The organism is Phreatobacter cathodiphilus, assembly GCF_003008515.1.
Taxonomy (GTDB): domain Bacteria; phylum Pseudomonadota; class Alphaproteobacteria; order Rhizobiales; family Phreatobacteraceae; genus Phreatobacter; species Phreatobacter cathodiphilus.
The window spans coordinates 3,507,750-3,531,865 of the sequence record NZ_CP027668.1 but is presented as its reverse complement, the minus strand read 5'-3'; the positions used below and the strand labels follow the sequence as shown (position 1 = coordinate 3,531,865).

24 protein-coding genes are annotated in these 24,116 nt (G+C 69.4%); 7 read left to right on the top strand and 17 right to left on the bottom strand.

Annotated features, from left to right (window positions below; genetic code table 11):
• Positions 1 to 774: 774 nt before the first annotated feature.
• From C6569_RS16940 to C6569_RS16890, 11 genes are all read right to left on the bottom strand, one after another.
• Positions 775 to 1,446, bottom strand: a complete 672-nt coding sequence (locus C6569_RS16940) for a carbonic anhydrase (RefSeq protein WP_106749980.1) — start codon at positions 1,444 to 1,446, stop codon at positions 775 to 777.
• A gap of 85 nt (positions 1,447 to 1,531) precedes the next feature.
• The gene (gene lysA, locus C6569_RS16935; protein WP_106749979.1) at positions 1,532 to 2,797 is read right to left on the bottom strand and encodes a diaminopimelate decarboxylase; all 1,266 of its coding nucleotides are present in this window, start codon (positions 2,795 to 2,797) and stop codon (positions 1,532 to 1,534) included.
• 47 nt (positions 2,798 to 2,844) lie between these two features.
• The gene (lptM, locus tag C6569_RS16930; RefSeq protein ID WP_106749978.1) at positions 2,845 to 3,123 is read right to left on the bottom strand and encodes an LPS translocon maturation chaperone LptM; all 279 of its coding nucleotides are present in this window, start codon (positions 3,121 to 3,123) and stop codon (positions 2,845 to 2,847) included.
• 109 nt (positions 3,124 to 3,232) lie between these two features.
• Positions 3,233 to 3,658, bottom strand: a complete 426-nt coding sequence (gene arsC, locus C6569_RS16925) for an arsenate reductase (glutaredoxin) (protein ID WP_106749977.1) — start codon at positions 3,656 to 3,658, stop codon at positions 3,233 to 3,235.
• Complete coding sequence (arsJ, locus tag C6569_RS16920; RefSeq protein ID WP_106749976.1) at positions 3,655 to 4,917, bottom strand: organoarsenical effux MFS transporter ArsJ; 1,263 nt, start codon at positions 4,915 to 4,917, stop codon at positions 3,655 to 3,657. The genes arsC and arsJ overlap by 4 nt, the downstream gene beginning before the upstream one ends.
• Position 4,918: 1 nt before the next feature.
• The gene (locus C6569_RS16915) at positions 4,919 to 5,962 is read right to left on the bottom strand and encodes an ArsJ-associated glyceraldehyde-3-phosphate dehydrogenase (RefSeq protein ID WP_106749975.1); all 1,044 of its coding nucleotides are present in this window, start codon (positions 5,960 to 5,962) and stop codon (positions 4,919 to 4,921) included.
• A gap of 17 nt (positions 5,963 to 5,979) precedes the next feature.
• Positions 5,980 to 7,053 (bottom strand): ACR3 family arsenite efflux transporter, encoded by a 1,074-nt coding sequence (arsB, locus tag C6569_RS16910; protein ID WP_106749974.1) that lies wholly within the window; start codon positions 7,051 to 7,053, stop codon positions 5,980 to 5,982.
• A gap of 3 nt (positions 7,054 to 7,056) precedes the next feature.
• Positions 7,057 to 7,599 carry an arsenate reductase ArsC gene (locus C6569_RS16905; RefSeq protein WP_106749973.1) on the bottom strand — a complete coding sequence of 181 codons (543 nt, stop codon included), beginning with the start codon at positions 7,597 to 7,599 and terminating at the stop codon, positions 7,057 to 7,059.
• Positions 7,596 to 7,949, bottom strand: a complete 354-nt coding sequence (locus C6569_RS16900) for an ArsR/SmtB family transcription factor (protein WP_106749972.1) — start codon at positions 7,947 to 7,949, stop codon at positions 7,596 to 7,598. The genes C6569_RS16905 and C6569_RS16900 overlap by 4 nt, the downstream gene beginning before the upstream one ends.
• Before the next feature lie 96 nt (positions 7,950 to 8,045).
• The gene (locus C6569_RS16895) at positions 8,046 to 8,405 is read right to left on the bottom strand and encodes an Atu4866 domain-containing protein (protein WP_181313795.1); all 360 of its coding nucleotides are present in this window, start codon (positions 8,403 to 8,405) and stop codon (positions 8,046 to 8,048) included.
• A gap of 11 nt (positions 8,406 to 8,416) precedes the next feature.
• Positions 8,417 to 9,133: an SDR family oxidoreductase gene (locus C6569_RS16890; protein WP_106749970.1), complete on the bottom strand. Its 717-nt coding sequence runs from the start codon at positions 9,131 to 9,133 to the stop codon at positions 8,417 to 8,419.
• A gap of 114 nt (positions 9,134 to 9,247) precedes the next feature.
• Here C6569_RS16890 and C6569_RS16885 point away from each other — a divergent pair, with 114 nt between their 5' ends.
• From C6569_RS16885 to C6569_RS16870, 4 genes are all read left to right on the top strand, one after another.
• Entirely contained in the window at positions 9,248 to 10,162 is a 915-nt protein-coding gene (locus tag C6569_RS16885) for a LysR family transcriptional regulator (RefSeq protein WP_106749969.1), read from the top strand.
• 200 nt (positions 10,163 to 10,362) lie between these two features.
• Positions 10,363 to 11,511 carry an ABC transporter ATP-binding protein gene (locus tag C6569_RS16880; RefSeq protein WP_106749968.1) on the top strand — a complete coding sequence of 383 codons (1,149 nt, stop codon included), beginning with the start codon at positions 10,363 to 10,365 and terminating at the stop codon, positions 11,509 to 11,511.
• Positions 11,508 to 13,286, top strand: a complete 1,779-nt coding sequence (locus tag C6569_RS16875) for an ABC transporter permease subunit (RefSeq protein ID WP_245898132.1) — start codon at positions 11,508 to 11,510, stop codon at positions 13,284 to 13,286. The genes C6569_RS16880 and C6569_RS16875 overlap by 4 nt, the downstream gene beginning before the upstream one ends.
• 36 nt (positions 13,287 to 13,322) lie before the next feature.
• Positions 13,323 to 14,414 (top strand): extracellular solute-binding protein, encoded by a 1,092-nt coding sequence (locus C6569_RS16870; RefSeq protein ID WP_106749967.1) that lies wholly within the window; start codon positions 13,323 to 13,325, stop codon positions 14,412 to 14,414.
• 84 nt (positions 14,415 to 14,498) lie between these two features.
• Here C6569_RS16870 and C6569_RS16865 read toward each other — a convergent pair whose 3' ends face one another.
• The 6 genes from C6569_RS16865 to C6569_RS16840 form a co-directional block, all read right to left on the bottom strand.
• Positions 14,499 to 15,068 (bottom strand): peroxidase-related enzyme, encoded by a 570-nt coding sequence (locus tag C6569_RS16865; RefSeq protein ID WP_106749966.1) that lies wholly within the window; start codon positions 15,066 to 15,068, stop codon positions 14,499 to 14,501.
• Between the two features lie 15 nt (positions 15,069 to 15,083).
• Positions 15,084 to 17,393, bottom strand: a complete 2,310-nt coding sequence (locus tag C6569_RS16860; protein WP_106749965.1) for a molybdopterin guanine dinucleotide-containing S/N-oxide reductase — start codon at positions 17,391 to 17,393, stop codon at positions 15,084 to 15,086.
• A gap of 104 nt (positions 17,394 to 17,497) precedes the next feature.
• Complete coding sequence (locus C6569_RS16855) at positions 17,498 to 18,172, bottom strand: L-fuculose-phosphate aldolase (RefSeq protein WP_106749964.1); 675 nt, start codon at positions 18,170 to 18,172, stop codon at positions 17,498 to 17,500.
• A gap of 34 nt (positions 18,173 to 18,206) precedes the next feature.
• Positions 18,207 to 19,415 (bottom strand): CaiB/BaiF CoA transferase family protein, encoded by a 1,209-nt coding sequence (locus tag C6569_RS16850; protein ID WP_106749963.1) that lies wholly within the window; start codon positions 19,413 to 19,415, stop codon positions 18,207 to 18,209.
• Positions 19,416 to 19,430: 15 nt separating this feature from the next.
• Positions 19,431 to 20,210 carry a CoA transferase gene (locus C6569_RS16845; protein WP_106749962.1) on the bottom strand — a complete coding sequence of 260 codons (780 nt, stop codon included), beginning with the start codon at positions 20,208 to 20,210 and terminating at the stop codon, positions 19,431 to 19,433.
• Positions 20,207 to 21,013 carry a CoA transferase subunit A gene (locus C6569_RS16840; protein WP_106749961.1) on the bottom strand — a complete coding sequence of 269 codons (807 nt, stop codon included), beginning with the start codon at positions 21,011 to 21,013 and terminating at the stop codon, positions 20,207 to 20,209. The genes C6569_RS16845 and C6569_RS16840 overlap by 4 nt, the downstream gene beginning before the upstream one ends.
• 367 nt (positions 21,014 to 21,380) lie before the next feature.
• On the opposite strand from C6569_RS16840, the gene C6569_RS16835 reads away from it, so the two are divergent.
• The 3 genes from C6569_RS16835 (at position 21,381) to C6569_RS16825 (ending at position 24,039) form a co-directional block, all read left to right on the top strand.
• Positions 21,381 to 22,337, top strand: a complete 957-nt coding sequence (locus C6569_RS16835; RefSeq protein WP_106749960.1) for a carbohydrate kinase family protein — start codon at positions 21,381 to 21,383, stop codon at positions 22,335 to 22,337.
• Between the two features lie 34 nt (positions 22,338 to 22,371).
• Positions 22,372 to 23,118, top strand: a complete 747-nt coding sequence (locus tag C6569_RS16830; protein WP_106749959.1) for an SDR family NAD(P)-dependent oxidoreductase — start codon at positions 22,372 to 22,374, stop codon at positions 23,116 to 23,118.
• A gap of 159 nt (positions 23,119 to 23,277) precedes the next feature.
• A complete protein-coding gene (locus C6569_RS16825) occupies positions 23,278 to 24,039 on the top strand; it encodes an IclR family transcriptional regulator (RefSeq protein WP_106749958.1) in 762 nt (253 codons plus the stop codon).
• Positions 24,040 to 24,116 lie beyond the last annotated feature (77 nt).

Below are 24,116 nucleotides of genomic sequence, written 5' to 3'. Positions count from 1 at the left end.
GGGGAGGGTGAAGGAGCGCGCCCTCCGGCACGTTCGGAGTTGCGCTGGGGCCGTGCCTATTGCCACCCTCCCCTGGAGGGGGAGGGTCGATCGCGCGAAGCGCGAGCGGGGTGGGGTGACGACGGCGCCCGCAAGCCCGACACGCGCATTCCTGGGAACGGCCGTGGGCCTCGTCGAGGCCGCCCCTGGTTCACCCTCGGCCTGCGCAAGGGCTACCGCCTCGCGGTCTGGGGCAAGGCGCCCTGCTACGGCGAGGTGAGGCTGTAGCTCTTCCGCCCACAGTGCTCAGGCGTTGCCATCCTGCAGGCGTGCCGGAGTCGCGGCTACGTCGACCGGGCGGGTCCAGGTTTCCTGCGCCACGGGGTCTTTCCATTTCGATCCCAGCGGCTGCAGGCTAACCCAAGTTTCCGCGAGCTTTCCATCCTCGATGACGGCTTTGCCGAAATTCGTGCGCGAAGACGAAGATCCTGATGTCGGGACGGTCTTGCCGCAGCCGCGCTAGTTCGGCGGCATAGGCTTCGGCGGTTACCGTCCGATCCCCGGCCTCGTCATGCCGGATGTACTGCGGGCATATGCAGCCGGGCAGGAGGTCGAATCGTCCCTCGTGCCAGACCTTCTCCCAGCGGTCGAAAAGGCTCGTAAGCGCCGCCGTATCGCTCAAGGGAATACCTCGTCTGCCGAGCATCCTGTCCTGCCTCAGTCTGGGCCGGGTGGATCCGCGCGGTGTCAGCAGAAGCGCGGGACCGGCGCACGGGCGTTCCGCAATCGTCGCGCTCACCCCACCGGCGCGCAGGAGAACACCCGGCCCGGCTTGTCCATCACCGGGCGGAACTCTCCCGTCGCCTCGTCGAGCCAGCTCAGCACACCGGTGGCGACGCCGAAGAAAGCGCCGTGCAGCTTCAGCTTGCCGCGCTCCTCGAGGATGCGCACGCAGGGAAAGGTGCGCAGGTTGTTCAGCGTCGTGGCGACGGAGGCGAATTCGAGCTGGCGCAGGTAATCGCCCATCGTCCGGTCTCCGCGCGGCCCCACCTTCTCGATGGCCGGAGCGACGAGGCCCATCCAGCGGCCGATGAAGTCGCCCGGCGAGAGCGGCTCGGCATCCTCGGCGACGGAAGCGCGGATGCCGCCGCACTGGGCGTGGCCGAGCACGACGATGTCGGTGACGCGGAGCGCCTGCACGGCGAATTCGAGGGCGGCGGAGGTGCCGTGATAGTTCTCGTCCGGCGCATAGGGCGGCACCAGATTGGCGACGTTGCGGACGATGAACAGTTCGCCGGGGCCGACGTCGAAGATCACCTCGGGCGAGACGCGGCTGTCGCAGCACGAGACGACCATGGTCTTCGGGCTCTGCCCCGACTGGGCGAGGCGGCGATAGCGCTCGGATTCGTCGGGAAACCGGCCTTCGAGGAAGGAGGCATAGCCGTCGACCAGACGTTGCGGCAGCATGGCGGGGGCTCCTGCACCAGATGGAAGCCCGCGCATGAAGACCCTCTCGGGCCTCAGGTCAATCCCGCTTTCGGCGGTGCAGCAACTACAGCCAGGCCGGCAGGCGGTCCATGGCGATGATGGCGTCGACGTCGAGACGCGGACGCACCACGGCGAAATCGGCGTCCTTCACCAGCACTTCCGGCGCCAGCGGACGGGTGTTGTAGGTGCCGGCCTGCACAGCGCCATAGGCGCCGGCGGTCATCACGGCAAGCAGGTCGCCGGAGCCGACCTGAGGCAGCTTGCGGCCGAGGGCGAGATAGTCGCCGCTCTCGCAGATGGGGCCGACCACGTCGACCTTCGGCTTCGGCGCGCCGGGCGTCGGCTGCCGCACCGGGCGGATCTCGTGATGGGCGTCGTAGAGGGTCGGGCGGATGAGGTCGTTCATGGCGCCGTCGACGATGACGAAGGTGTGCCCCTCCGTCTCCTTCACGTAGATGACGCGGGTGACGAGAATGCCGGCATTGCCGACCATCATGCGGCCGGGCTCCATGATGACGCGGGCGCCGAGGCTCGCCGTGTGGCGCTTCACCACCTCGGCGTAGCGCATCGGCTCCGGCGGCGGCTCGTTGTCGTCGCGATAGGGAATGCCGAGGCCGCCGCCGACATCGACATGGTCGATGGAGTGGCCGTCGGCCCGGAGCGTGCCGACGAATTCGGCCAGAAGCGCGAAGGCGTTGTCGAAGGGCTCGAGGTCGGTGATCTGCGAGCCGATATGCATGTCGATGCCCGCGACATGGATGCCGGGCAGCTTTGCGGCACGGGCATAGGCCTCGCGCGCCGTGGATATGGGGATGCCGAACTTGTCGCCCTTCTTCCCCGTGGAGATCTTGGCGTGGGTCTTAGCATCCACGTCCGGATTGACGCGGAAGGAGATGTGGGCGGTGCGCCCCATGGCGGTGGCGATGCGGGAGAGCTGCACCACCTCCGGCTCGCTCTCGACATTGATGCAGAAGACCCCGGCCTCAAGGGCGGCGGCGTGCTCGGCCTCGGTCTTGCCGACGCCGGAGAACATGATGCGCTCGCCGGGAACGCCGGCGGCGATCGCGCGCTTCAGCTCACCGCCGGAGACCACGTCCATGCCGGCACCGAGCCGTGCGAGCGTCGAGATGACCGCCTGGTTGGAATTGGCCTTCATCGCGTAGCAGACGAGGAAATCGAGGCCGGCGAAGGCCTCGGAGAAGACGCGGTAGTGCCGCTCCAGGGTGGCGGTGGAATAGCAGTAGAACGGCGTGCCGACCTCGGCCGCGATGGTCTCGAGCGGCACGTCCTCGGCATGAAGGCGGCCGTCGCGATAGGCGAAATGGTGCATGGTGCGGGCGTTCGCTGGGATGCCTCGGGCCTGGACGGCCGGCAGGACTAGAGAAGCGGGTCGAGGACGAACTGGCCGGAGGGCAGGAGCTGGCCCTGGCCGGCGGGGCGGTTGCGGTCGTAGTCGCGGCGCGCCGGCTGGGCCTGGCGCTGGGCGGGGCTGGCGGGATCGGCCGGGGGCTCGGTGCGGGGCGGCAGGTTCGGCGGCGTCGGTCCACCGATGGGCGAGGGCGTCTCGCCGGGGAGTTCGAGGCTGCCCCTGCGGCCGCAGCCGCCGAGCGCCACCGCGCCCGCGAGGACAGCAAGAAGGGCAGAGCGGCGGGACATGGATGGGCTCAAGTGAAAAGTCCTCGACGAAGCGGCGGGCGAACCATAACGGATGCCGTCGCGGACTGCGAGAGGGGATCGGGAGGCCGAGCAGTCGTCGCGCCGGCGGCTATGGACGGCGCTGCGAGGCATCCCCCTCCGGTCGCACCACCTCGCCGTCCTCCTTGGTGAAACTTTCGGGCGGGGTGTCGAGCAACGCCAGCACGGCTTCCGACGGCCGGCAGAGGCGCGTGCCCCTGGGCGTCTCGACGATCGGCCGGTTGATGAGGATGGGATGGGCCATAATGGCGTCGAGGATGGCTTCGTCGGTGAGCGAGGGATCGCCGAGGCCGAGTTCGGCATAGGGCGTGCCCTTCTCGCGCAGCAGTTGGCGCGGCGTGATCCCCATGGCGGCGATGAGGCAGACCAGCCGGTCCCGGCTCGGCGGCGTCTTCAGGTACTCGATGACGACCGGCTCGACCCCGCTCGCGCGGATCATGGCGAGCGCGTTGCGCGACGTGCCGCAGGCGGGGTTGTGATAGATCGTGACGGTCATGGCGCGGGCTCCGCCGTCGGCGCTTCGCGGGTGACGGGCAAGGCGAGCGTCGCCAGCCAGCACGCCGCGAGCATGGCGGCGGAGCCTGCGAGGCAGCCGAGGATGCCGCCCGTCTGGTAGAGCAGGCCCGACAGCAGCGTGCCGGCGAAGCGCCCCGCCGCATTGGCCGCATAGTAGAAGCCGACGTCCTCGGCCGCCTTCTCCGAGCCCGCATAGGCGAGGATGAGATAGGAATGGACGGAGGAATTGACCGCGAAGGCGAAGCCGAAGACGCAGAGCCCGACGACGAGCACGATGTCCGCCCGCGGCGGCTGGAAGGCGAGGATCGCGGCGATGAGGATGGGCACCAGCATCAGCGCGAGGGACCACAGCCGCGCCGCCGGAACCTCGTTCGAAAGCCCATCCGGACTGCGCTTCACCAGCGCCGGCGCCGAGGCCTGCACGAGGCCGTAGCCGATGGTCCAGACCGCGAGGAAGCCTCCCACCATCGGGAAGGTCCAGCCGGAGGCGTAGAGGAAGACCGGCAGGCCGACCACGAACCAGACGTCGCGGGCGCCGAACAGGCCGATGCGCGCGGCGGCGAGCAGGTTGACGCCGCGGCTCTTGCCGAAGAGCTCGCGCGCCGTGGCGCTGGCCTTGGCCTTGCCCATCATCGGCGGGAGCGACAGGACGACGCCGAGAAGCACCAGCCCCAGCGCCGCCGCCATCAGCCAGAGCGCCAGGCGGAAGCCGAAGGCCTCCAAAAGCAGGCCGCCGAGGAAGAAGCCGGCGCCCTTCATGGCGTTCTTCGATCCGGTGAACCAGGCGACCCAGCGGAACAGCCGCCCGTCCGAACCCTCGCCCGCGCTGCGCGCCTCCTTCTCGGTGACCTTGATCGCCGATTTTGACGCGGTCTTGGTGATGTCCTTGGCGACGCCGCAGATGCCCTGTGCCGCCACCACCCAGGTGACGAGGAAGGCCGCCTCCCAGCCCGGCGACATGGCCGACAGCAGAAGGAAGCCGGCGATCTGCGTCGAAAGGCCGACCGTCAGCATGCGGGTGATGCCGTAGCGCGTGGCGAGCCAGCCGCCGATAAAGTTGGCGCCGATGCCGGCGGCCTCATAGAGCAGGAACAGGAGCGCCAGGGTGAAGGGCGAATAGCCGAGCTTGAAGAAGGTGAAGAGGACGAGCATGCGCAACGCGCCGTCCGTCAGCGTGAAGCCCCAATAGGCCGCCGTGACGATGGCGTAGTTGCGCAGGCCGGCGGAGAAGGCGGCCATGTCAGATCCCGACCGCCGCGAGGTGGTTGGCGAGATCGACCATGCGGCAGGCATAGCCCATCTCGTTGTCGTACCAGGCATAGACCTTGAGCATCACGCCGTCGGTCACCAGCGTCGAGGGGCCGTCGACGATGGCCGAGCGGGTGTCGCGGGCATAGTCGGCGGAGACCAGCGGCAGCGGCTCGAAGCCGAGAATGCCGGCGAGCGGTCCCGTCGCTGCCGTCCTGAACAGGTCGTTGACCTCGGCGGCGCTGGTCGGCCGCTTCACCTGGAAGACGCAGTCCGTCAGCGAGGCGTTGAGGACGGGGGCGCGCACCGCGTGGCCGTCGAGCCGGCCCTTGAGATCCGGGTAGATGAGCGCGATGGCCGTCGCGCTGCCGGTGGTCGTCGGCTGCAGCGACAGCATGGCCGAGCGCGCCCGGCGCAGGTCCTTGTGCGGCGCGTCGACGACGACGTTGGTGTTGGTGGGGTCATGGATGGTGGTGATCTGGCCGCGCTCGATTCCGATGGCCTCGTGCACCACCTTCACCACCGGGGCGAGACAGTTGGTGGTGCAGGAGGCGGCGGTGACGATCGGGTGCTTCGCCGGGTCGTAGAGTTGCTCGTTGACGCCGACGACGACGTTGAGGACGGACGGGTCCTTGACCGGAGCGGCGACGATGACGCGCTTGGCCCCACGCTTCAGGTGCCCTTCGAGTACCGCGGGGGTGAGGAACTTGCCCGTACATTCCAGCACCACGTCGACGCCGAGATCGCCCCAGGGGATGTCGGCGGGCGCTGCATGGGCCGAAAAGCTCATCCGCCTGTCGCCGATGGTGACGGCATCCTCGCCCTCGGCGGCGATGCCGCCGCGCCAGCGGCCCTGGACGCTGTCGAATTCGAGGAGGTGCGCCGTGGTTGCAGCGCCCCCCTTGATCTCGTTGAGGTGGACGACGTCGAGCCGGTTGACGGCCCGCGGATCGTCCGCTCCGCGCTGGGCCGCGCCCAGCGCCGCCCGCAGCGCCAGCCGCCCGATGCGGCCCATGCCGCTGATACCGACCCGCATGGGTGTCTCTCCGCTCGTCATGGTAGGGGCTGGGCAAGCGGCGCGGCGACCTGGCGCCGCTGGACCGCCGGGCCGGCCTCGTACCAGCCCTGCGTCCGGTTCACCAACCAGACGACCGAGAGCATGACCGGCACCTCGACCAGCACGCCGACGACGGTGGCCAGCGCCGCGCCCGAATTCAGACCGAACAGGCTGATGGCCGCCGCTACCGCCAGCTCGAAAAAATTGCTCGCGCCGATCAGCGCTGAGGGACCGGCGACGCAATGCCTTTCGCCGGTCATCCGGTTGAGGAGATAGGCGAGGCCGGAATTGAGATAGACCTGGATCAGGATGGGCACGGCCAGCAGCGCGATGATCAGCGGCTGGGCGACGATCTGCCGGCCCTGGAAGCCGAACAGCAGCACCAGCGTCGCCAGCAGGGCGGCGAGGGAGACCGGCTGCAGCAGGGCGAGCAGCCGCTCGACCGCCGCCTCGCCGCCCTTCGCCGTGAGGCGCCGGCGCAGCACCTGCGCGAGCACGACCGGGATGACGATGTAGAGCACGACCGACAGCAGCAGGGTCGCCCAGGGCACGGTGATGGCGGAGAGGCCGAGCAACAACCCGACGATGGGCGCGAAGGCCACCACCATGATCGCATCGTTGAGCGCGACTTGGCTCAGGGTGAAATGCGGCTCGCCGCGCGTCAGATTCGACCAGACGAAGACCATGGCCGTGCAGGGCGCGGCCGCCAGCACGATGAGGCCGGCGATGTAGGACTGGATCTGGGCTTCCGGCAGCCAGGGCCGGAACAGCCAGCCGATGAAGAGCCAGCCGAGCAGCGCCATGGAGAAGGGTTTCACCGCCCAGTTGATGAAGAGCGTCACGCCGATACCGCGCCAGAAGGCGCCGACCTTGCCGAGGGCGCTGAAGTCGATCCGCAGCAGCATCGGGATGATCATCAGCCAGATCAGCACCGCCACCGGCAGGTTGACGTTGGCGACTTCCGCCGCCGCGATCAGGGTGAACAGGCCGGGCAGGGCGGTGCCGAGGCCGATGCCGACGACGATGCAGGCGAGCACCCAGAGGGTGAGGTAACGCTCGAACAGGGTCATGCGTCAGGCGACCTTCGGGTCCGGGCGCGTCGTGCCTTCGAGCTGCCCGATGTCGCGCAGCCGGGCACCGAGGTTCAGGCGGTCGAGGCTGGCGAGCGGCAGTGCCGAGAAGACAGTGATGCGGTTGCGCAGGTAGCGGAAGGCGGCGACGAAGGCCGCCTCGCGCTCAAGGTCGCTGCCGGTGCCCCGGGTGGGATTCTCGATACCCCAATGGGCGGTCACCGGCTGCCCCGGCCAGACCGGCGCCACCTCGCCGGCGGCGCTGTCGCAGACCGTGAAGACGAAATCCATCACCGGCGCTTCCGGGCCGGTGAAGACGTCCCAGCTCTTCGAGGCGAGACCCTCGGTGGAATAGCCATAGCTGCCCAACACCTTCAGCGTCAGCGGGTTGACGGTGCCGGTGGGATGGCTACCGGCGGAATAGCCGCGAAACTTGCCGGCGCCGTCCCGGTTGAGGATGGCCTCGGCCATGATGGAGCGGGAGGAATTGCCGGTGCAGAGGAAGAGCACGTTGTAAATGCGGGTCGCTGCAATCTGTTCTGTCATGACACGTCCGCCTTCGGTGAACAGGAGGGCGCAAGGCCCCTGATGATCGGCGCGCAGACCTCCGGCCGCCCGCCGCAGCAGTCCTGAACGAGGTGGAGGGTCATGGCGCGGAAGCGGTCGAGGTCTGCGCGGTAGATGATCGAACGGCTCCGGCGATGGGCACTGACGAGCCGGGCGCGAAGGAGGATCGCCAGGTGAGACGACATGGTGTTCTGCGGAACGCCGCAGATCCGCGCCAGCTCCCCGGCCGGCACGCCCTCCGGCTCGCTTGCGACGAGCGTCTTGAAGGCATTGAGCCGGGTCGGCTGGGCGAGGGCCGCGAGGGCCGAGATCACCTGTTCATCATCCATATATCCAGAATGGTCGATTTATGTGACGACGCCATGACGGCTGCGCCGGCGTGGAGGTCGATCCCGGCGCCCTCGCTCTCGCGGCTGGTGCCGCGGTCAGCGCTGCCGCCTGAAGACCATGCCGCCGTGGTGCAGGGTGTCCGCGTCGACGAAGGTGCCGTCGGCGGTGAAGCCGGTGTCGTCCCAGTAGTCGATGTGGTTGCCGCGCACGACGTAGCGGCCGCGATAGGCGCTCGCCCGTGCGCCTCTCGCCTCGTCGTAGCGGCCGTTCGGTAGCAATTCGTGGCGGATGTGGCCGTCCGGCGTCACCCACATGCCGACATAGGGATGAGCGGGAACGGGGGGCGTCGCCTCGGTTGGGTTCGTCATCTGGGCGGTGGCTTTCTGAACAGGGGTCAATGCTATGGCGGCGGCGAGGAGGAGCGCGGTGCGGGCAGAGTGGACCCGGCGTGTCATGGCCCGTCTCCTCATCGGCTGGCGGTGGGGCGAACGACGATCTCGCTGACATCGACGTCGTCGGGTTGCTCGATGGCGTAGCGGACGGCCCGCGCGATGGCGTCGGGAGTCAGGGCGACCGCCCGGAAGGCCTTCATCGCCGCGGCCGCCGCGGGATCGGTGATGGTGTCGGCAAGCTCGCTCTCGACGACACCGGGATGGATGCAGGTGACGCGGATGGTGTCGTGCTCCTGCCGAAGCCCGTCGGAAATGGCGCACACCGCGAACTTCGTCGCGCAATAGACGGCCGCCATGGGGAAAACCTGGAGCGCGCCGATGGAGGCGATGTTGACGATGTGGCCGGAGCCGCGCGCGGTCATCTCAGGCAGCACCGCGGCGATGCCGTGGAGAACGCCCTTGATGTTGACGTCCACCATGCGATCCCACTCCTCGACCTTGAGAGAGGCCATGGCCGAGAGCGGCATGATGCCGGCATTGTTGACGATGACGTCGACCCGGCCGAAGCGCTCGCGGGCGGCCGCGGCGAAGGCGGCGACATCGGCGCGGTCGGTGACGTCGAGGCGCCGGACCAGCGCCCCGCCTCCGATTTCGGCGGCCAGTTTTTCGAGCCTGTCGGTGCGACGGGCACCGAGAACGAGCTTCGCTCCGGCGCGCCCCAGTTCGCGGGCGATGCCGGCGCCGATGCCGCTGGAGGCGCCGGTGACGAGGATGACCTTGTCGAGAGCCATGACGGTTTCCTTTCACAGTGGACCCGGCCGATCCGGGTTGGCAGGACCCTAGCTGCGCGGCATTGTCGTGATTAGCCATCGATTTTCGGCTAGTCTGGAAAGAGAAACTAACCAATGGTGCGTGACCTCGACGCCCTCGCCGTCTTCGCCCTGGTGGCGGAGGAGCGCAGTTTCCGCGCGGCAGCCGACCGGCTGGGCGTGACGCGGTCCGCCGTCAGTCAGACGATCAGGCGCCTGGAAGAAGGGCTCGGCATCGCCCTGGTGCTGCGCACCACCCGCAGCGTCGGGCTGACGGAGGCGGGCGAGGCGCTGCTGGCCGAGATCCGCCCGGCGCTGTCGGAGATCGCGGCGGCGCTGGGCAGGACGGCGACACTGACGGGCCGGCCACGGGGCCGGCTCAGGCTCGCCGTGTCGTCGATCGCCGAGCGCTTCCTGTCCGGGCCCTTTCTCGCCGCCTTCACGGACGCCCATCCCGACGTCGATCTCGACATCACCGTCACGGATGCCGACGTCGACATCGTCGCCGACGGCTACGATGCCGGCGTCAGGCTCGGCGAGGTCATCGAGCAGGACATGATCGCGATTCCGGTCGCGGGAGACGAGCGGCAGATCGCGGTTTGCGCGCCGTCCTACCTCGCGCGCCACGGCGCCCCCGTCCATCCGGCTGATCTCGCGGCCCACCGCTGCATCGGCTGGCGTCCTTCCCCCGGCAGCGCTCCCTACCGCTGGGAGTTCACCGAGGAAGGCAAGGACTTCCGCGTCCGCGTGCCGACGACGGTCACGACCAACGACATGGCCCTGATGATCAAGCTGGCCGTGGCCGGCGCCGGGATCACCTTCGGCATGGAGGAGAGCTTCAGGGCCCCCATCGAGCGCGGTGAGTTGATGCCGATCCTCGAGGCGTACTCGCCCTATTTCGCCGGGTTCTATCTCTATTACCCCAGCCGCCGGAACCTCGCGCCGAAGCTGCGGGCCCTCATCGACCATCTGCAGGCGAGCCGCGCGGGCTGGTCATCGCCCGCGTCCTGATCGGCTTCAGGGGTCCTGCCGGCACGCCCACCGCGCCGGCTCCGCGCCTCAGCCTCCGCCGTCCGCCGCACCCGTCGAAAGACCGGTCCCGCCGACCGGGGAGCCCTGCCGTTCGGCGGCTTGACAAGCGGCCGCCACAGGTCAAATTATGAATGACAGAAAAAGGTTCTATATTATAGAACGCATGGGAGGATGATCTGATGGCCGACAGCCCGGCTCGGATCCTTGCACGTGAAGGCCATTCCACGGCGCCCGGGGCGCGGGGCGCCGCGGCGCCCGGCACGATCGGCTCGCGCATCTCGGTGCGGGAGGTCGTCAAGGCCTATGGGCCGTTCCTGGCGGCGAACCGGATCTCCCTCGACATCGAACCCGGCGAGTTCATCACCCTGCTCGGCCCCTCCGGCAGCGGCAAGACCACGCTTCTCAACCTGATCGCCGGCTTCCAGGCCCTCGACAGCGGCTCGATCGAGGTGGACGGCCGGCCGATCCAGCATGTGCCGACCCATCGCCGCGGCTTCGGCATGGTGTTCCAGAGCTATGCCCTGTTCCCCAACATGACGGTGAGCCAGAACGTCGGCTTCCCGCTGCGCATGGCCGGCGTCGACCGCGCCACCGCCGACCGGCGCGTGGCCGAGACGCTGGAGATCATGCGCCTCTCCGAACACGCGGCGAAGACACCCTCGCAGATGTCGGGCGGCCAGCAGCAGCGCGTCGCCATCGCGCGGGCCATCGTCATGCGGCCGCGGGTGGTGCTGATGGACGAGCCGCTGAGCGCGCTCGACCGGCGCCTGCGCGAATCGATCCAGATCGAGATCCGCGACCTGCACCGCACCATCGGCAGCACGATCCTGTTCGTCACCCACGACCAGGGCGAGGCGCTGACCATGAGCGACCGCATCGCGGTGATGGATGCGGGACAGATCATCCAGATCGGCACGCCGAGCGAGATCTACCGCCACCCGCAGAACCGCTTCGTCGCCTCCTTCGTCGGCGAGAGCAACATCGTCGATGCCGAGATCGTCCAGAAGCGCGGCTCGACCATGACGCTGAAGAGCCGGTCCGGCCATGTCTTCACCGCCGAAAGCCGCAACGCCATCGACGTCGGCCGGGCCAGCGTGCTGGTGCGGCCCGAGCGCATCGCGCTCTCCCGCGACCCCGTCCCCGGAAGCCTGCCGGTGACGGTCGCCTCGGCCCTGTTCCTCGGCGAACTCCTGCGCATCGAGGCGACCACCGACACCGGCGAGACCATTCTCGTGCGCTGCACCGACCGCGCCGGCCTCGCCCTGCCCGCCGTCGGCGACCGGCTGCATGCGCGCTGGGACGCCGAAGACTGCTGGGTGCTGTCGTGACGGCGGCGACGATCCACGCACCTGCGGGCGGCAGCCGCCTCGGCGAGGCGCTGAAGAGCCCGGCCATGCTGCTGGTGCCGGCGCTCGGGTTCCTGGCGGTCGTCTACCTGCTCCCGGTCATCGACCTCGTCCATATCAGCCTCAGCGGCCCGACCCTGCTCGGCTATTTCGAGCGGGTCTTCTCGGTGCCGCTCTACTGGGACTCGCTCGTCCGCACGATGCAGATCTCGCTGACGGTGAGCTGCCTCTGCCTCGTGCTCGGCTATCCGACGGCGCTGCTGATCCACCGCAGCACCGGCATCGTCAAGGTGCTGATCTCGGCGGCGATCGTGCTGCCCTATTTCATCGCCATCCTCATCCGCACCTATGCCTGGATGGTGCTGCTCGGCCGCAACGGCCCGATCAACAAGCTGCTCGTCGCCCTCGGCATCACCGGCGAGCCGGCGCAGCTCCTGTTCAACCGGGGCAGCGTGCTCGTCGCCATGACGGCCGTGCTGCTGCCGCTCATGGTGCTGACGCTCTATTCCAGCATCTCCCGGCTCGATCCCGGCCTGGTGCGCGCCGGCAGAGCCTGCGGCGCGGGGCCTGCCGCGGTGTTCTGGCGCGTGCTGCTGCCGCTGACCTTCCCGGGCATCGGCGCCGGCTTCCTGCTGGTCTTCGTCAGCGCCCTCGGCTTCTTCATCACGCCGACCCTGCTCGGCGGACCGGGCGACCAGATGTTCGCCATGCACATCACGCAGCAGGCGGACTTCGCCACGTCCGAAGGCTTCCTTCAGGCGCTGGCCGTGGTGCTGCTCGTCATCACCCTGGCCGTGGTGGCCGTCGCCGGCCGCTTCCTCGGCTTCTCCTTCATCTGGGGCGGCGGGAAACTGACCGAGACCGCCGCGCCCTCTTCTGCCGCCGAGCGGCGAGCCGGGGCGGGGCCCTCCCTCGGCGCCCGCATCGCCGACCTCGTGGGCTGGCCGCTGCTGCGCCTGCTCGGCCGCCTGCCCGCCGGCTTCGGCGCCTGGACGGTGCGGATCGGCGGCGGTGTCGTCATCGCCGGACTGATCCTGCCCATCGTCGTGGTGATGATCATCTCGTTCAGCAGCGCGGTCTATCTCACCTTCCCGCCGCCGGGCTTCTCGCTGCGCTGGTACGAGCGCTTCTTCTCCGACTCGAACTGGCGCTCGGCCTTCTCCAACTCGCTCACGGTGGCGGTGATGTCGGCCGTCATCGCGGTCTCGCTCGGCGCGGCGGCGGCCATGGGCATCGTGCGCGGCCGCTTTCCGGGAAAGTCGGCAGTCATGTTGGTGCTGGTCAGCCCGGTCATCGTGCCGCCGGTGGTGCTCGGCCTGTCGCTCTACACGCTCTTCCTCAAGCTCGACCTCGTCGGGTCGATGTGGGGCCTCGCCGCGGCCCATGCCATCGGCGGCATTCCCATCGTCGTGGTCATCGTGGCGGCGGCGCTGCAGAACGTCGACCGCCGGCTGGAACAGGCCGCCGCCGTCCACGGCGCCTCGCCGCTGACGGTGTTCCGGACGGTGACCTTGCCGGCCATCGCGCCGGGCCTCGCGGCGGCGACCTTCTTCGCCTTCCTGCACTCGTTCGACGAGCTGGTGCTGTCGCTGTTCCTGTCGAGCGCCAACCTCAAGACGCTGCCGCTGATGCTCTGGGCGGACGTCAACTACCAGCTCAATCCGGTGCTCGCCGTCGTGTCGACGCTGGAGGTCCTGTTCATCCTGGTCGGAGTGGCGCTGGCGGGGCCGGTTCTCGCCCGCTCGCGCGCCGCATGACGCAAGAACCACAATCCTGATGGGAGGAGAAGTCCGATGGACAGCCTGACGAGACGGCGACTGACCCAGTCGCTCATGGCCGCACCCCTGGTGCTCGCCGGCACCCGCTTCGCGGCGGCGCAGAGCAAGCAGGTGATCATGCAGGATCCCGGCGGCGGCTACGGCGAGGCGCTGCGGCGGGTCATGTACGATCCCTTCGAGCGGCAGACCGGCATCAAGGTCGTCACCGTCCAGGAGGCCCGCAGCGGCCCGCGCATCCGCGCCCAGGCGGCGGCCGGCCGGGCGGAGTGGGACCTGACCTTCATCTTCGACCAGGAGACGAAGCTGCTCGGCCCCTGCTGCCTCGAGGACATCGACTATTCGAAGCTGTCGGAGCCGGCGCAGAAGACGCTGGCCGCCATGCCGGACAACCTCAAGCGCCCCAAGGGCGTCGCCCTGCAGGTGATCGGCGTCGGCCTCGTCTACAACACCAACAAGTACAAGGGCGACAACGTGCCCCGCAGCTGGGCGGACTTCTGGGACGTGAAGAAGTTCCCCGGTCGCCGCGCCATGCCGGCCTGGCCGCGCTTCGTCTTCGAGGCGGCGCTGATGGCCGACGGCGTCACCAAGGACAAGCTCTATCCGCTCGACATGGAGCGGGCGCTGAAGAAGATCCAGGAGATCAAGCCGCATATCGCCAAGTGGTGGACGACGGCCGCACAGCCGCCGCAGCTCCTCCTCGACGGCGAGGCGGACATGGTGATGGCCTATACCGGATCCATGAGCAAACTGGCGCTGGACGGCGCCCCGATCGGCCTCGAGTGGAACCAGGGGTTCGTCTATTACGACTTCTTCTCGATCCCGAAGGGCGCCCGCAACTACGCCAACGCCCTGCAGCTTCTGTCCTGGCGGCTCGACCCGCAGCGCGCGGCGCAGCTGACCTCCGCCTTCCCCGTCGCGCTACCCTCGCGCGTCGTCTTCGAGGCAGCGGACCCGAAGGTCAGCATCTACTGGGCCAACAATCCCGCCAACGTCGCCAAGGCGATCGAGTGGAGCCCGGACTACTGGGGCGGCCCCTCGCCGCGCGGCAACTCCACCAATGAGGAATATGGGCAGGAACGGCTGAACGCCCTCCTCGCCCAGGGCTGAGACCTCCTCTCAAGGCCCACCTCCAGCGGTCGCGCTCCTCCGGCGCGGCCGCTTTTTCATGGGCTCCCGGGAGCCCCGGGGGCCTCAGCGTCCCATCGCGTAGAACTCGTCGTTCGGCCGCATGCTGGTGACGTTGGCGAGGCGGTTGGACATGCCGAAGAAGGCGGAGATGGCGGCAATGTCCCAGATGTCCTCGTCGTCGAAACCGTGCTGCTTCAGGACGGCAATGTCGTCGTCACCCACCTCGTAGGCGCGCTGTGACACCTTCATGCCGAAGTCGAGCATGGCCATCTGGCGAGGCGTAATGTCGGCCTTGCGGTAGTTGATCGCCACCTGGTCGGCGATGTGGGGGTCCTTGGCGCGCACGCGCAGGATGGCGCCGTGGGCCACCACGCAATACTGGCACTGGTTGGCGTTGCTGGTGGCGACCACGATCATCTCGCGCTCGGCCTTGGTCAGTGCGCCGGCCTTGTTCATCAGCGCGTCGTGATAGGCGAAGAAGGCGCGGAACTCCTCGGGGCGGTGGGCGAGGGTGAGGAAGACGTTGGGCACGAAGCCCGACTTCTCCTGCACCGCCAGGATCCGCTCGCGGATGTCGTCGGGCAGGTTCTCGAGCGGCGGAACGGGGAAGCGGCTGATCGCCTTGTCGGCCATGGCGTGTGTCTCCTGTCAGGCGGCCGCGATGGCCGCGAGGTGGTCCTGGTAAACAGCGATGGCGTCGCCGGCATCGCCCCGGTAGGGCTCGACGCGGACGAGGCAGGTATGGGCGGAGCAGCCCTGGCCGAGCTGCGATGTGCCGATGTCGAGCGTCAGCACGTTGGGATTGCCGGCGATGTCGAGGCCGCTGTTGCCGGCGGGCGTGAACCAGGCCCCGGTCGGCAGCACGACCACGCCGCGGCGCACCGTGTCGCTCACCTGGGCCGTGGCGAGGCAGGCGCCTCGGGCGTTGGAGAGGCGCACGAGCCCGCCGTCGGCGATGCCGAGGCCGGCGGCGTCCTGGGGATGGATGCGCATCTGCTCGCGGCCGTTGCGCTTCAAGGCGAGGCTCGCCGGGCCGGTCTCAAGCTGGCTGTGCAGGCGACCTGCCGGCTGGTGCGAGATCAGATGGAACTCGTCGTCGGCCGCCGCGCCCAGCCATTCGGCGGGCGGAATCCAGGCGGGATGGGAGCGGCAGTCGGCATAGTGGAGCCGCTCCAGCGCCTCGCTGCCGAGAACGATCCGGCCGCTCTCGGTCTTGAGCGCATGGGCCTCGGGCTCGTCGCGGAATTCGGCGAGATAGGTGTGGTTCTCCTTCACCGGGCAGGCGGCATAGCCCTCGGCCCAGAAGCGGTCGAAGTCCGGCATGGCGAAGCCGTGGCGCTCCTCCGCCCCCGACCGGACGGTCTCGTAGATGTGGCGCAGCCAGCCCATCTCGTCGCGGCCCTCGCTGAAGGCCTCGTCATGGCCGAGCTCGGCGGCGATGGCGCGGAAGATGTCGTAGTCGGAGCGCGCTTCGCCGACGGGGGCGATGGCCTGCTGCATGGCGAGCACGAGGTCGGAGCGGCGGTTGCCGGCGATGTCGTTGCGCTCGATGGAGGTGCTGGCGGGCAGCACGATGTCGGCGCGCCGGGCGGTGGCGGTGAACATCGGGTCCTGCACGATGATCGTCTCGGGCCGCGTCCAGGCTTCGCTGAGCCGGTTCAGGTCCTGGTGGTGGTGATAGGGGTTGCCGCCGGCCCAGTAGACGAGGCGTGTGTCGGGATAGGTGCGGACCTTGCCCTCGTAGGAGAACTCGGCGCCCGGATTCAGCAGCATGTCGGTGATGCGGGCGACGGGAATGAAGCTGTCGATGGGCCGCTTCAACTGCGGGATGAACGGCGAGGGGCCGACGTTGATCGCCGCGCCGACGCCGCCGAGCGAGGAATAGCCGTAGCCGACCCCGCCGCCGGGCAGGCCGATCTGGCCGGTGACGGCGGCAAGGCCAAGGGCCGCCCAGAAGGGCTGCTCTCCGTGGTGGGCGCGCTGCAGGCTCCAACTCACCGTCAGCATGGAACGGGTCTCGACCAGGCGCTTGGCGAGGGCGGCGATGGCGCCGGCGTCGAGGCCGGTGATCCCGGCCGCCCAGGCGGCGTCCTTGCGCTGGCCGTCGGCGCGGCCGTCGAGATAGCGAAGGAAACGTTCGGAGCCGCTGGTGCAGCGGGCGAGGAAGGCCGCATCGTGGCGGCCGGCGAGGACGATCTCGCCGGCGAGGCCGAGCATCAGAGCCGTGTCGGTGTTGGGCCGAATCGGCCACCATTCCGCGCCGACCTCCTCGGGCACGTCGTCCTTGAGCGGCGAGACGAGGATGACCTTGACGCCGCGCTCGCGGATCGCCCGCAGATTGGCCTCGAGGGTGTGGCGGGCAATGCCGCCGGCTTCGTTCTGGGCGGTGCGCGGGGTGAGGGCGCCGAAGACGACGAGGGTCTCGGTATGGGCGGCGATGGTGTCGAGCGTATTGGCCTGGCCGCCGCAGGCGGCATCCTCGCCGAGGACGTGGCGCAGTATCACCGGGCCGGCGGCGATGGAATAGGTATCGACATGGCCGGTGTAGCCGCCGGCGAGGTTGAGCATGCGCTTCAGCAGCGAGGGCGCGTGGTGGAAGCGGCCGCAGCTCGTCCAGCCGTAGGAGCCGCCGAAGATGGAGGCGTTGCCGTAGGTCTGCGAGACCCGGCGGATCTCGCCGGCGACGAGGCCGATGGCCTCGTCCCAGCTCACCGGCACGAAGCGCTCCTCACCGCGGGCGCGGCGGTCGCTTCCCTCGCGCTTCTCCAGCCATCCTTCGCGCACCAGCGGCCGCGGCACGCGGCGAGCCGTCTCGGCCCATTCCTTCACCGAATGGATGATCGGCGAGGGGGCGGGGTCGAGCTCGAAGGGTTCGGTGCCGACGATCCGGCCATCCTCGACCAGGAGCGTATAGGCGCCCCAGTGGCTGCAGTGCCTCACACGGCGGATGTCACCCATTCACCTGTTCCCATCGTTCGCGCCCGGGCCGGCATGGATACAGCCGCCGGGCGGGCCGCACCATCGGCGGGGCGCCCATCGCTGCCATGCGGAGCGGGCGAGGATCACGAGGCCTCGCGCAACCTGTCCAACGCCGGCTTCGCCTGCTGGCCGTAGGTCTTGAACTTCTCCAGCACCTCGGCGATCTCCGTGTCCGACAGGCGCGGCGGCTCGCCCAGCGGCAGGCAGAGGAGATATTGCTGCGCGAGGCTCTCGACCGTCACGGCGAGGGCGAGGGCCTGGGCGATGGAGGCGTGGGCGGCGATGACGCCATGGTGGGCCATCAGGCAGGCGCGACGGCCTTCCAGGGCCGTCAGGACTGCGTCGGCCAGCTCCTGCGAGCCGAAGATGGCATAGGGCGCGCAGCGGATGCTGGGCCCTCCGGCGGCGGCGATGGCGTAGTGGATCGCCGGGATGTCGCGGCCGAGGATGGAAACGGCCGTCGCGTGGGTCGAATGGGTGTGGACCACGGCGTTGAGATCCGGTCGCGCCCGCAGGATGTCGCGGTGGAAGCGCCATTCGCTGGAGGGCAGCACGTCGCCGTCGAAGCTGCCGTCCCAGCGCATCGCCACGACGTGCTGCGGCTCCAGCTTGTCGTAGGGAATGCCGGTGGGCGAGATCAGCAGGCCGTCGCCGTGGCGCACGCTGATATTGCCGGCCGTGCCCCGGTTGATGCCGAGGCTGTTCATGCTGCGGCAGGCCTCGATCAGCTCGCGGCGCAGGGCGGTGGTCTCGCTCATCGGTCCTTCATCCTCGATCGGTCGGCGCGGCGCCTCACGCCGTCTTCGCCTTGGCGGCGCCCGCGGTCCCGGCCTCCGGCAGGGCGTCGCGATAGGACGTTTCGTCGGCGGCGATCTCGTCCAGAACCTCGGCGGTGTGTTCGGCGAAGCGGGGCGGGGCGAGGCGGTAGGAGGCCGGCGTACGCGACAGCTTGATGGGGCTGCCGGTGCCGCGATAGGCGCCGATGTCCACCACCATCTCGCGGTGGATGGTGTGAGGGTCGGCCACCACCTGGTCGATGGAGCGCACCGCGCCGCAGGGCACACCGGCCTTGATCAGGCGGTCGGCGAGGGCGTTGCAGTCGAAGGGCGAGAGGGCCTTCTCCAGCTCCACCTTCAGCGCGTCGCGGTTGACGTTGCGCTCGCCGTTGGTGGCGAAGCGCGGGTCCTTTGCGAGGCCCTCCGCGCCGATCTCGCGGCAGAGCGTCGCGAACTGGCGGTTGTTGCCGACGGCGAGGAAGATGGGGTCGGTGGCGGTGGCGAAGGTGTCGTAGGGACAGATGTTCGGATGGGCGTTGCCGGAGCGACCCGCCACCTTGCCGGAGAGGTAGAAGTTCGGCAGGTGCGGATGCAGCAGCGACACGCCGCAGTCGTAGAGCGTCGCCTCGACGAACTGGCCCTTGCCGCTGGTCTGTCGCTCGTGCAGCGCCATGAGGATGCCGATGACGGCGTTGAGGCCGGTGACCATGTCGACCACCGGCAGCCCGACGCGCAGCGGCTCGCCGCCGAGTTCGCCGTTGACGCTCATCAGGCCGGCCGAGGCCTGGATGGCGGCGTCGTAGCCGGGAAGCCCGCCGAGCGGGCCGTCGGCGCCGAAGCCGGAGACGCGACAATGGACGAGGCGCGGGAAGCGGCGCTCCAGCTCCTCGCGGCCGAGACCCCAGCGGTCGAGGGTGCCGGTCTTGAAGTTCTCGATGAAGACGTCGGCCGTTTCGAGGAGCTTGAGCAGGAGCTCGCGCCCGGCATCGGCCGACAGGTCGATGGCCATGCCGCGCTTGTTGCGGTTGAGGCCGAGGAAATAGCTCGCCGTCTCGTCGAGGAAGGGCGGGCCCCAGCCGCGGGTCTCGTCGCCCTCGGGCGGCTCGATCTTGATGACGTCGGCCCCGTGATCGCCGAGGATCTGGCCGCAATAGGGACCGCCGAGCACGCGGCTCGCGTCGATGACCCTGATGTTGGAGAGGGAGCCGGGGCGGGTCGATGTCATGTCATGTCCGATCGGTCAGGAGGCCAGCGCCGGCGCCTCGTCGAGGGCGGCGAGGTCGCGGCGCAGCTGGGCGGCGAAGTCGGGATAGGTTTCCGACAGTTCGTCCAGCACCCTGCCACGCAGCAGCGCCAGTGTCGCGGGGGCAGGCGCCGCGGTGACGGGCGGGGCGGCGCCATGGGCGAAGGAGAAGCCGGTCGCCGCCTTGATGCCGGCGAGGTCCTCGCCGGAATGCAGGCTCTCCAGCGCGAAGCCGCGCCGGGTCTTGTCGAAGCTGAACAGCGCCTTGCCGGTGAGGAGCGCCGCCGGCCCGCCCGGGCGGTGGATGTGCGGGCTGCTGGCGCCGGGCGCGCTGATGAAATCCACCTTCGGAACGAAGACGCGCGGGGTGTGCTCCTCGCGGAAGAGGATGACACGCGGCACGACGAAATAGAGATAGGCCGAGCCGAACGAGCCGGGCCAGCGGGGGGCGGAGCGGGGATAATCGCCGGCGCCGACGAGGTTGATGTTGCCGGAGCCGTCGATCTGGCCGCCGCCGAGGAAGAAGGCGTCGATGCGGCCCTGGCCGGCACAGTCGAACAGTTCGGCCGAGCCGTTGGTGAAGAAGTTGTGCTCCACCGAGCCGAGGATGGAGAGGCGCAGCGGCGCGCCGCCGGCTTCCTCCTGCAGCGCCCGGCGCAGCATGGCGCCCGCGGCGGGGATGGGCGAGGAGGCACCCACCGCCACGTGGCGGGTGCCGTCGAGCAGCCGGGCGATGGTGGCGATGAGAATCTCGCGGGGATGGACGGCGGCGGTCATGCGGCCTCCTTCAGGAGGCCGGCCATGTAGTCGCCGAAGCCCTGCGGGGTGCGGGCCGCGGCGGCGTAGCGGCGCAGTTCTGCGATGTCGGTGGCATATTCGCCCCACAGGCCGTAGGGCCAGGCGCCGCGCGGGGCGAGGGCGACCGTGTCGACGTAGAGCGCCGGCAGCGTGCCCGCCGCGCTCATCTCGTTGCCGAGCAGGTTGTCGTCGACGATGCGCTCGACGGTGACGATGGTGGCGGTGGACGCATAGGCCATGGCGGCGAGTTCGCGGCGCCGGCCGATCCAGACATTGCCGGCGCGGTCGGCCGTGGGCGCGTGGAAGAGGGCGATGTCGGGGCGGATCGCCGGGATGAGGACGATCGGATCCTCGCCCTCGGCGAAGGGGTTTTCGCCGACGCGCCAGTCCGGCCGGTGGGCGAGGAGATCGGTCTCCAGCAGGCCGCGCATGGGCATGAAGGGAATGCCCTTCTGGGCGGCCATCAGCCCGGCATGGATGGCGGGGCAGGTGGCGTCGACGACCTCGATCGTGCCGTCGCCGACGGCGCGGTTGAAGCAAGGGGCGCCGCCCGCCTCGCCGAGGGAGACGGCGCTGGTCTCGACGCGCTTCACGAGGCCGGCGCCGACCAGCTGGTCGACCTGCAGGCCGCCGGTGGGCACGCAGACGAGATGGAGATCGCCGGCGCCGTGGCGGATCATCGGCCCGGTCATGGCCATGGAGACGCCGGCATAGTCGACGGGCAGCGCAATGCGCATGCCGGGTTCGATCCGGCGGGCGAGGGCGCGAAGATCCGACTGCACTGTCACCTCCCGGGGGGGCGGCCGCTGCTCGCCCAACGTTCTATAATATAGAACCTTATTCTGAAATCAGCCTAGTCGGGCCGCGGCGGGCCTGTCAATCGGCTTTCGCGCCGGCATCCGCCACCCGGGCCTCGTCCGAACGGCGCGGGGGGCGCGGCGCAGCGGTCGCCTTGACAAGGCCTGCCGGGCAAAGGAGCATGTTTACGGAAAGACGTTCCATCATACGGAACAATGACGAGGCGCGCCAACGCGCCCGGGATGGGTCCCCAGCAGCTTCCGACACAGTCCGGCCCCCACGAGGCGACCGCCGAAGTCCGGCGGTCCCTGGCATCCGGCCACCCGTCCGTTCAGCGAAAGTTCGACCTTCATGCCCCACGACTACGACGTCAGCGTCTGCGGTACCTACATCCTCGACATCCTCGGCGTGCCGGTGACCGAGATCCCGCCCGGCGGCAGCCGGCTGTTCATCGACGAGATCAAGCTGACGGTCGCGGGCACCGCCGGAGGCACGGCCCTGCCCTGCGGCCGCCTCGGGCTGAAGACGCTCGCGGTCGGGGCGGTGGGGGACGACGAGAAGGCCGACTGGCTCGTCGGCGCGCTGGGGCGCGAGGGCATCGACACGGCCGGCATGGACCGCCTTTCTGGCGTGCCGACCTCCGCCACCATCCTGCCGATCCGCCCCGACGGCTCGCGTCCGGCGCTGCACGCCAAGGGGGCGTCGCGACAGTGGCGCATTTCGCCGGCGGTGCAGGAGAAGGCGCTGCGCGCCAAGGTGCTGCATTTCGGCGGCGTCGGCTCGCTCCCGGCCATGGACGGCGCGCCGACGGCGGCCCTTCTCGCCGCCGCCAAGGCGGCGGGCTGCATCACCACCCTCGACCTGATCGCCGCCGGCCCCGGCGCACTCGATCTGCTGGCGCCGTCGCTGCCCCATGTCGATTTCTTCATGCCGAGCATCGAGGAGACGGCCGCCATGGTGGGGAGCCACGATCCCGCGACCTGCGCCCGGTTCTTCCTGGAGCGCGGCGTCGGCGCCTGCGCCATCTCGCTCGGCGGCGAGGGGTCCTTCGTCATGACCCGCGACGGCCGGCACTTCGCGGTGCCCGCCTTCACCGTCGCGGTGCGCGACACGACGGGATGTGGCGACGCCTACACGGCCGGATTTATCGCGGGCCTCGTCCGCGACTGGGAGCTGAAGGACTGTGCGCGCCTCGCCACCGCCACCGCCGCGCTGGTGGCGACCGGCCTCGGATCCGGCGCCAACGTCACCTCCTTCGACGACACGGTGCGCGCCATGAATTCGCTGCCCGTGCGCGCCGCAGCCTGAACCGAAACAAAACTCCACCCCCTTGGAAACGCCCATGACACGCCATGCCATCATCACCGGAGCGAGCCGCGGCATCGGCCGCGCCATCGCCCTCGGCCTCGCCGGACGCGGCTACGACCTCGCCCTCACTGATATCGGGCCGCAGGAGGCGACGCTCGCGCAGACGGCCGGCGAGGTGCGGGCACTCGGCCGGCGCTGCATCACCATCCTCGCCGACGTGGCCAAGCCGGAGGATTGCCGCCGCACCGCCGCCGAGGCGCTGGCCGGGCTCGGCCATGTCGACGTCCTCGTCAACAATGCGGGCATCCTGAAGCTCGCCTCCATCGAGGATCTGACGCCGGAGGTTTGGGACCAGACCATGACGGTGAACGCCCGCGGCGTGTTCCAGATGACCCAGGCGGTGATGCCGCACATGCGCGAGCGCAAATACGGCCGCATCGTCAACATCGCCTCGCTGGCGGCGCGCACCGGCGGCCCCGGCCAGTCGCACTACGCCGCCTCGAAGTCGGCGGTGGTCGGCTTCACCCGCGTCTCGTCCATGGAACTCGGCCAGTACGGCATCACGGTCAACGCGGTCTGCCCGGGGATCATCGTCACCGAGATGGGCATGAACAACCTGCGCGACCCCGAGCGCGTGGCGCATTTCGAGCGGGTCACCGACCTGCATCGCCTCGGCCAGCCGGAGGACGTGGTGGGGCCGGTCGCCTTCTTCGCATCCGACGATTCCGCCTTCGTCACGGGACAGGCGCTGAACGTCGACGGGGGGATCTTCTACAGCTGATCCTGCAGGCTCCTGTGGAGGGACGACATCCTCCTGCGGCAGTCTGCGGGAGGATGTTGTAACCTCGGCGCAGTCGCGTATAGGTCGTTCTCGTCGTCGCCCTGTACCGATGTCGTGCGTTCCCCGTCCGAAGAGCCATAAGAAGGTCGATCCTCGCCCATGGACAAGGCTTTCCGTAAGGGTCTGCGTCTCCTGGAAACACTGGCGCGCAGCGAAAAGCCTCGTGGCATCACTGATCTGGCGACGGAACTCGGCTTCACCAAGAGCAATGTGCATCGCGTCCTCTCGACGCTTCAGGCCGAGGGCTATGTCGAGCAGATCGCGGCGAACAGCACCTACCGGCTGACGACCAAGCTCTGGGAGCTCGGCAACGACGTCATGCGGCGGATGGACCTCATCCAGATCGCCCGGCCGGCCATGGCCCGTCTCGCCGAGGCCACCGGAGAGACCGTGCACCTGTCGGTGCTGCGCGGCACCGACGTCATCTATCTCGACAAGATCGAGAGCGCCCATCACATCCGGGCCCATACCAGCGTCGGCATGCGGGCGCCGGCCTTCACCATGGCGACGGGCAAGGCCATGCTCGCCCATCTGCCCGACAGCTACCTGGAGCTGTTCCGGCCGCATCTGCGCAGCTACACCAGCACCACCCGCACGACGATCGAGGAGTTGCGGGCCGATGTCGAGCTCGCCCGCCGCCAGGGATATGCGGTGGTGCCGCACGGCGAATGGCGCGAGGGCATAGCCGCCTGCGCCGCAGCCATCCTCAACCGCTCCGGCGAGGTGGTCGGCGCCATCGGTATGTCGGGGCCGGATTCGCGCATCAAGCGCAAGCAGCTCAAGCTGTTCTCCGAGCATGTGATGGAGGCGGCTCGAACGGCCAGCCTCGCGCTCGGCTACGCGCCGCGGGACGACCGCTGAGCGGCGCCTGCGCGCCGTCATGATCTGCGACATCATGTGAGGTATGGTCGGGGACCGCGCCCTTGCCTTCCGCCGGC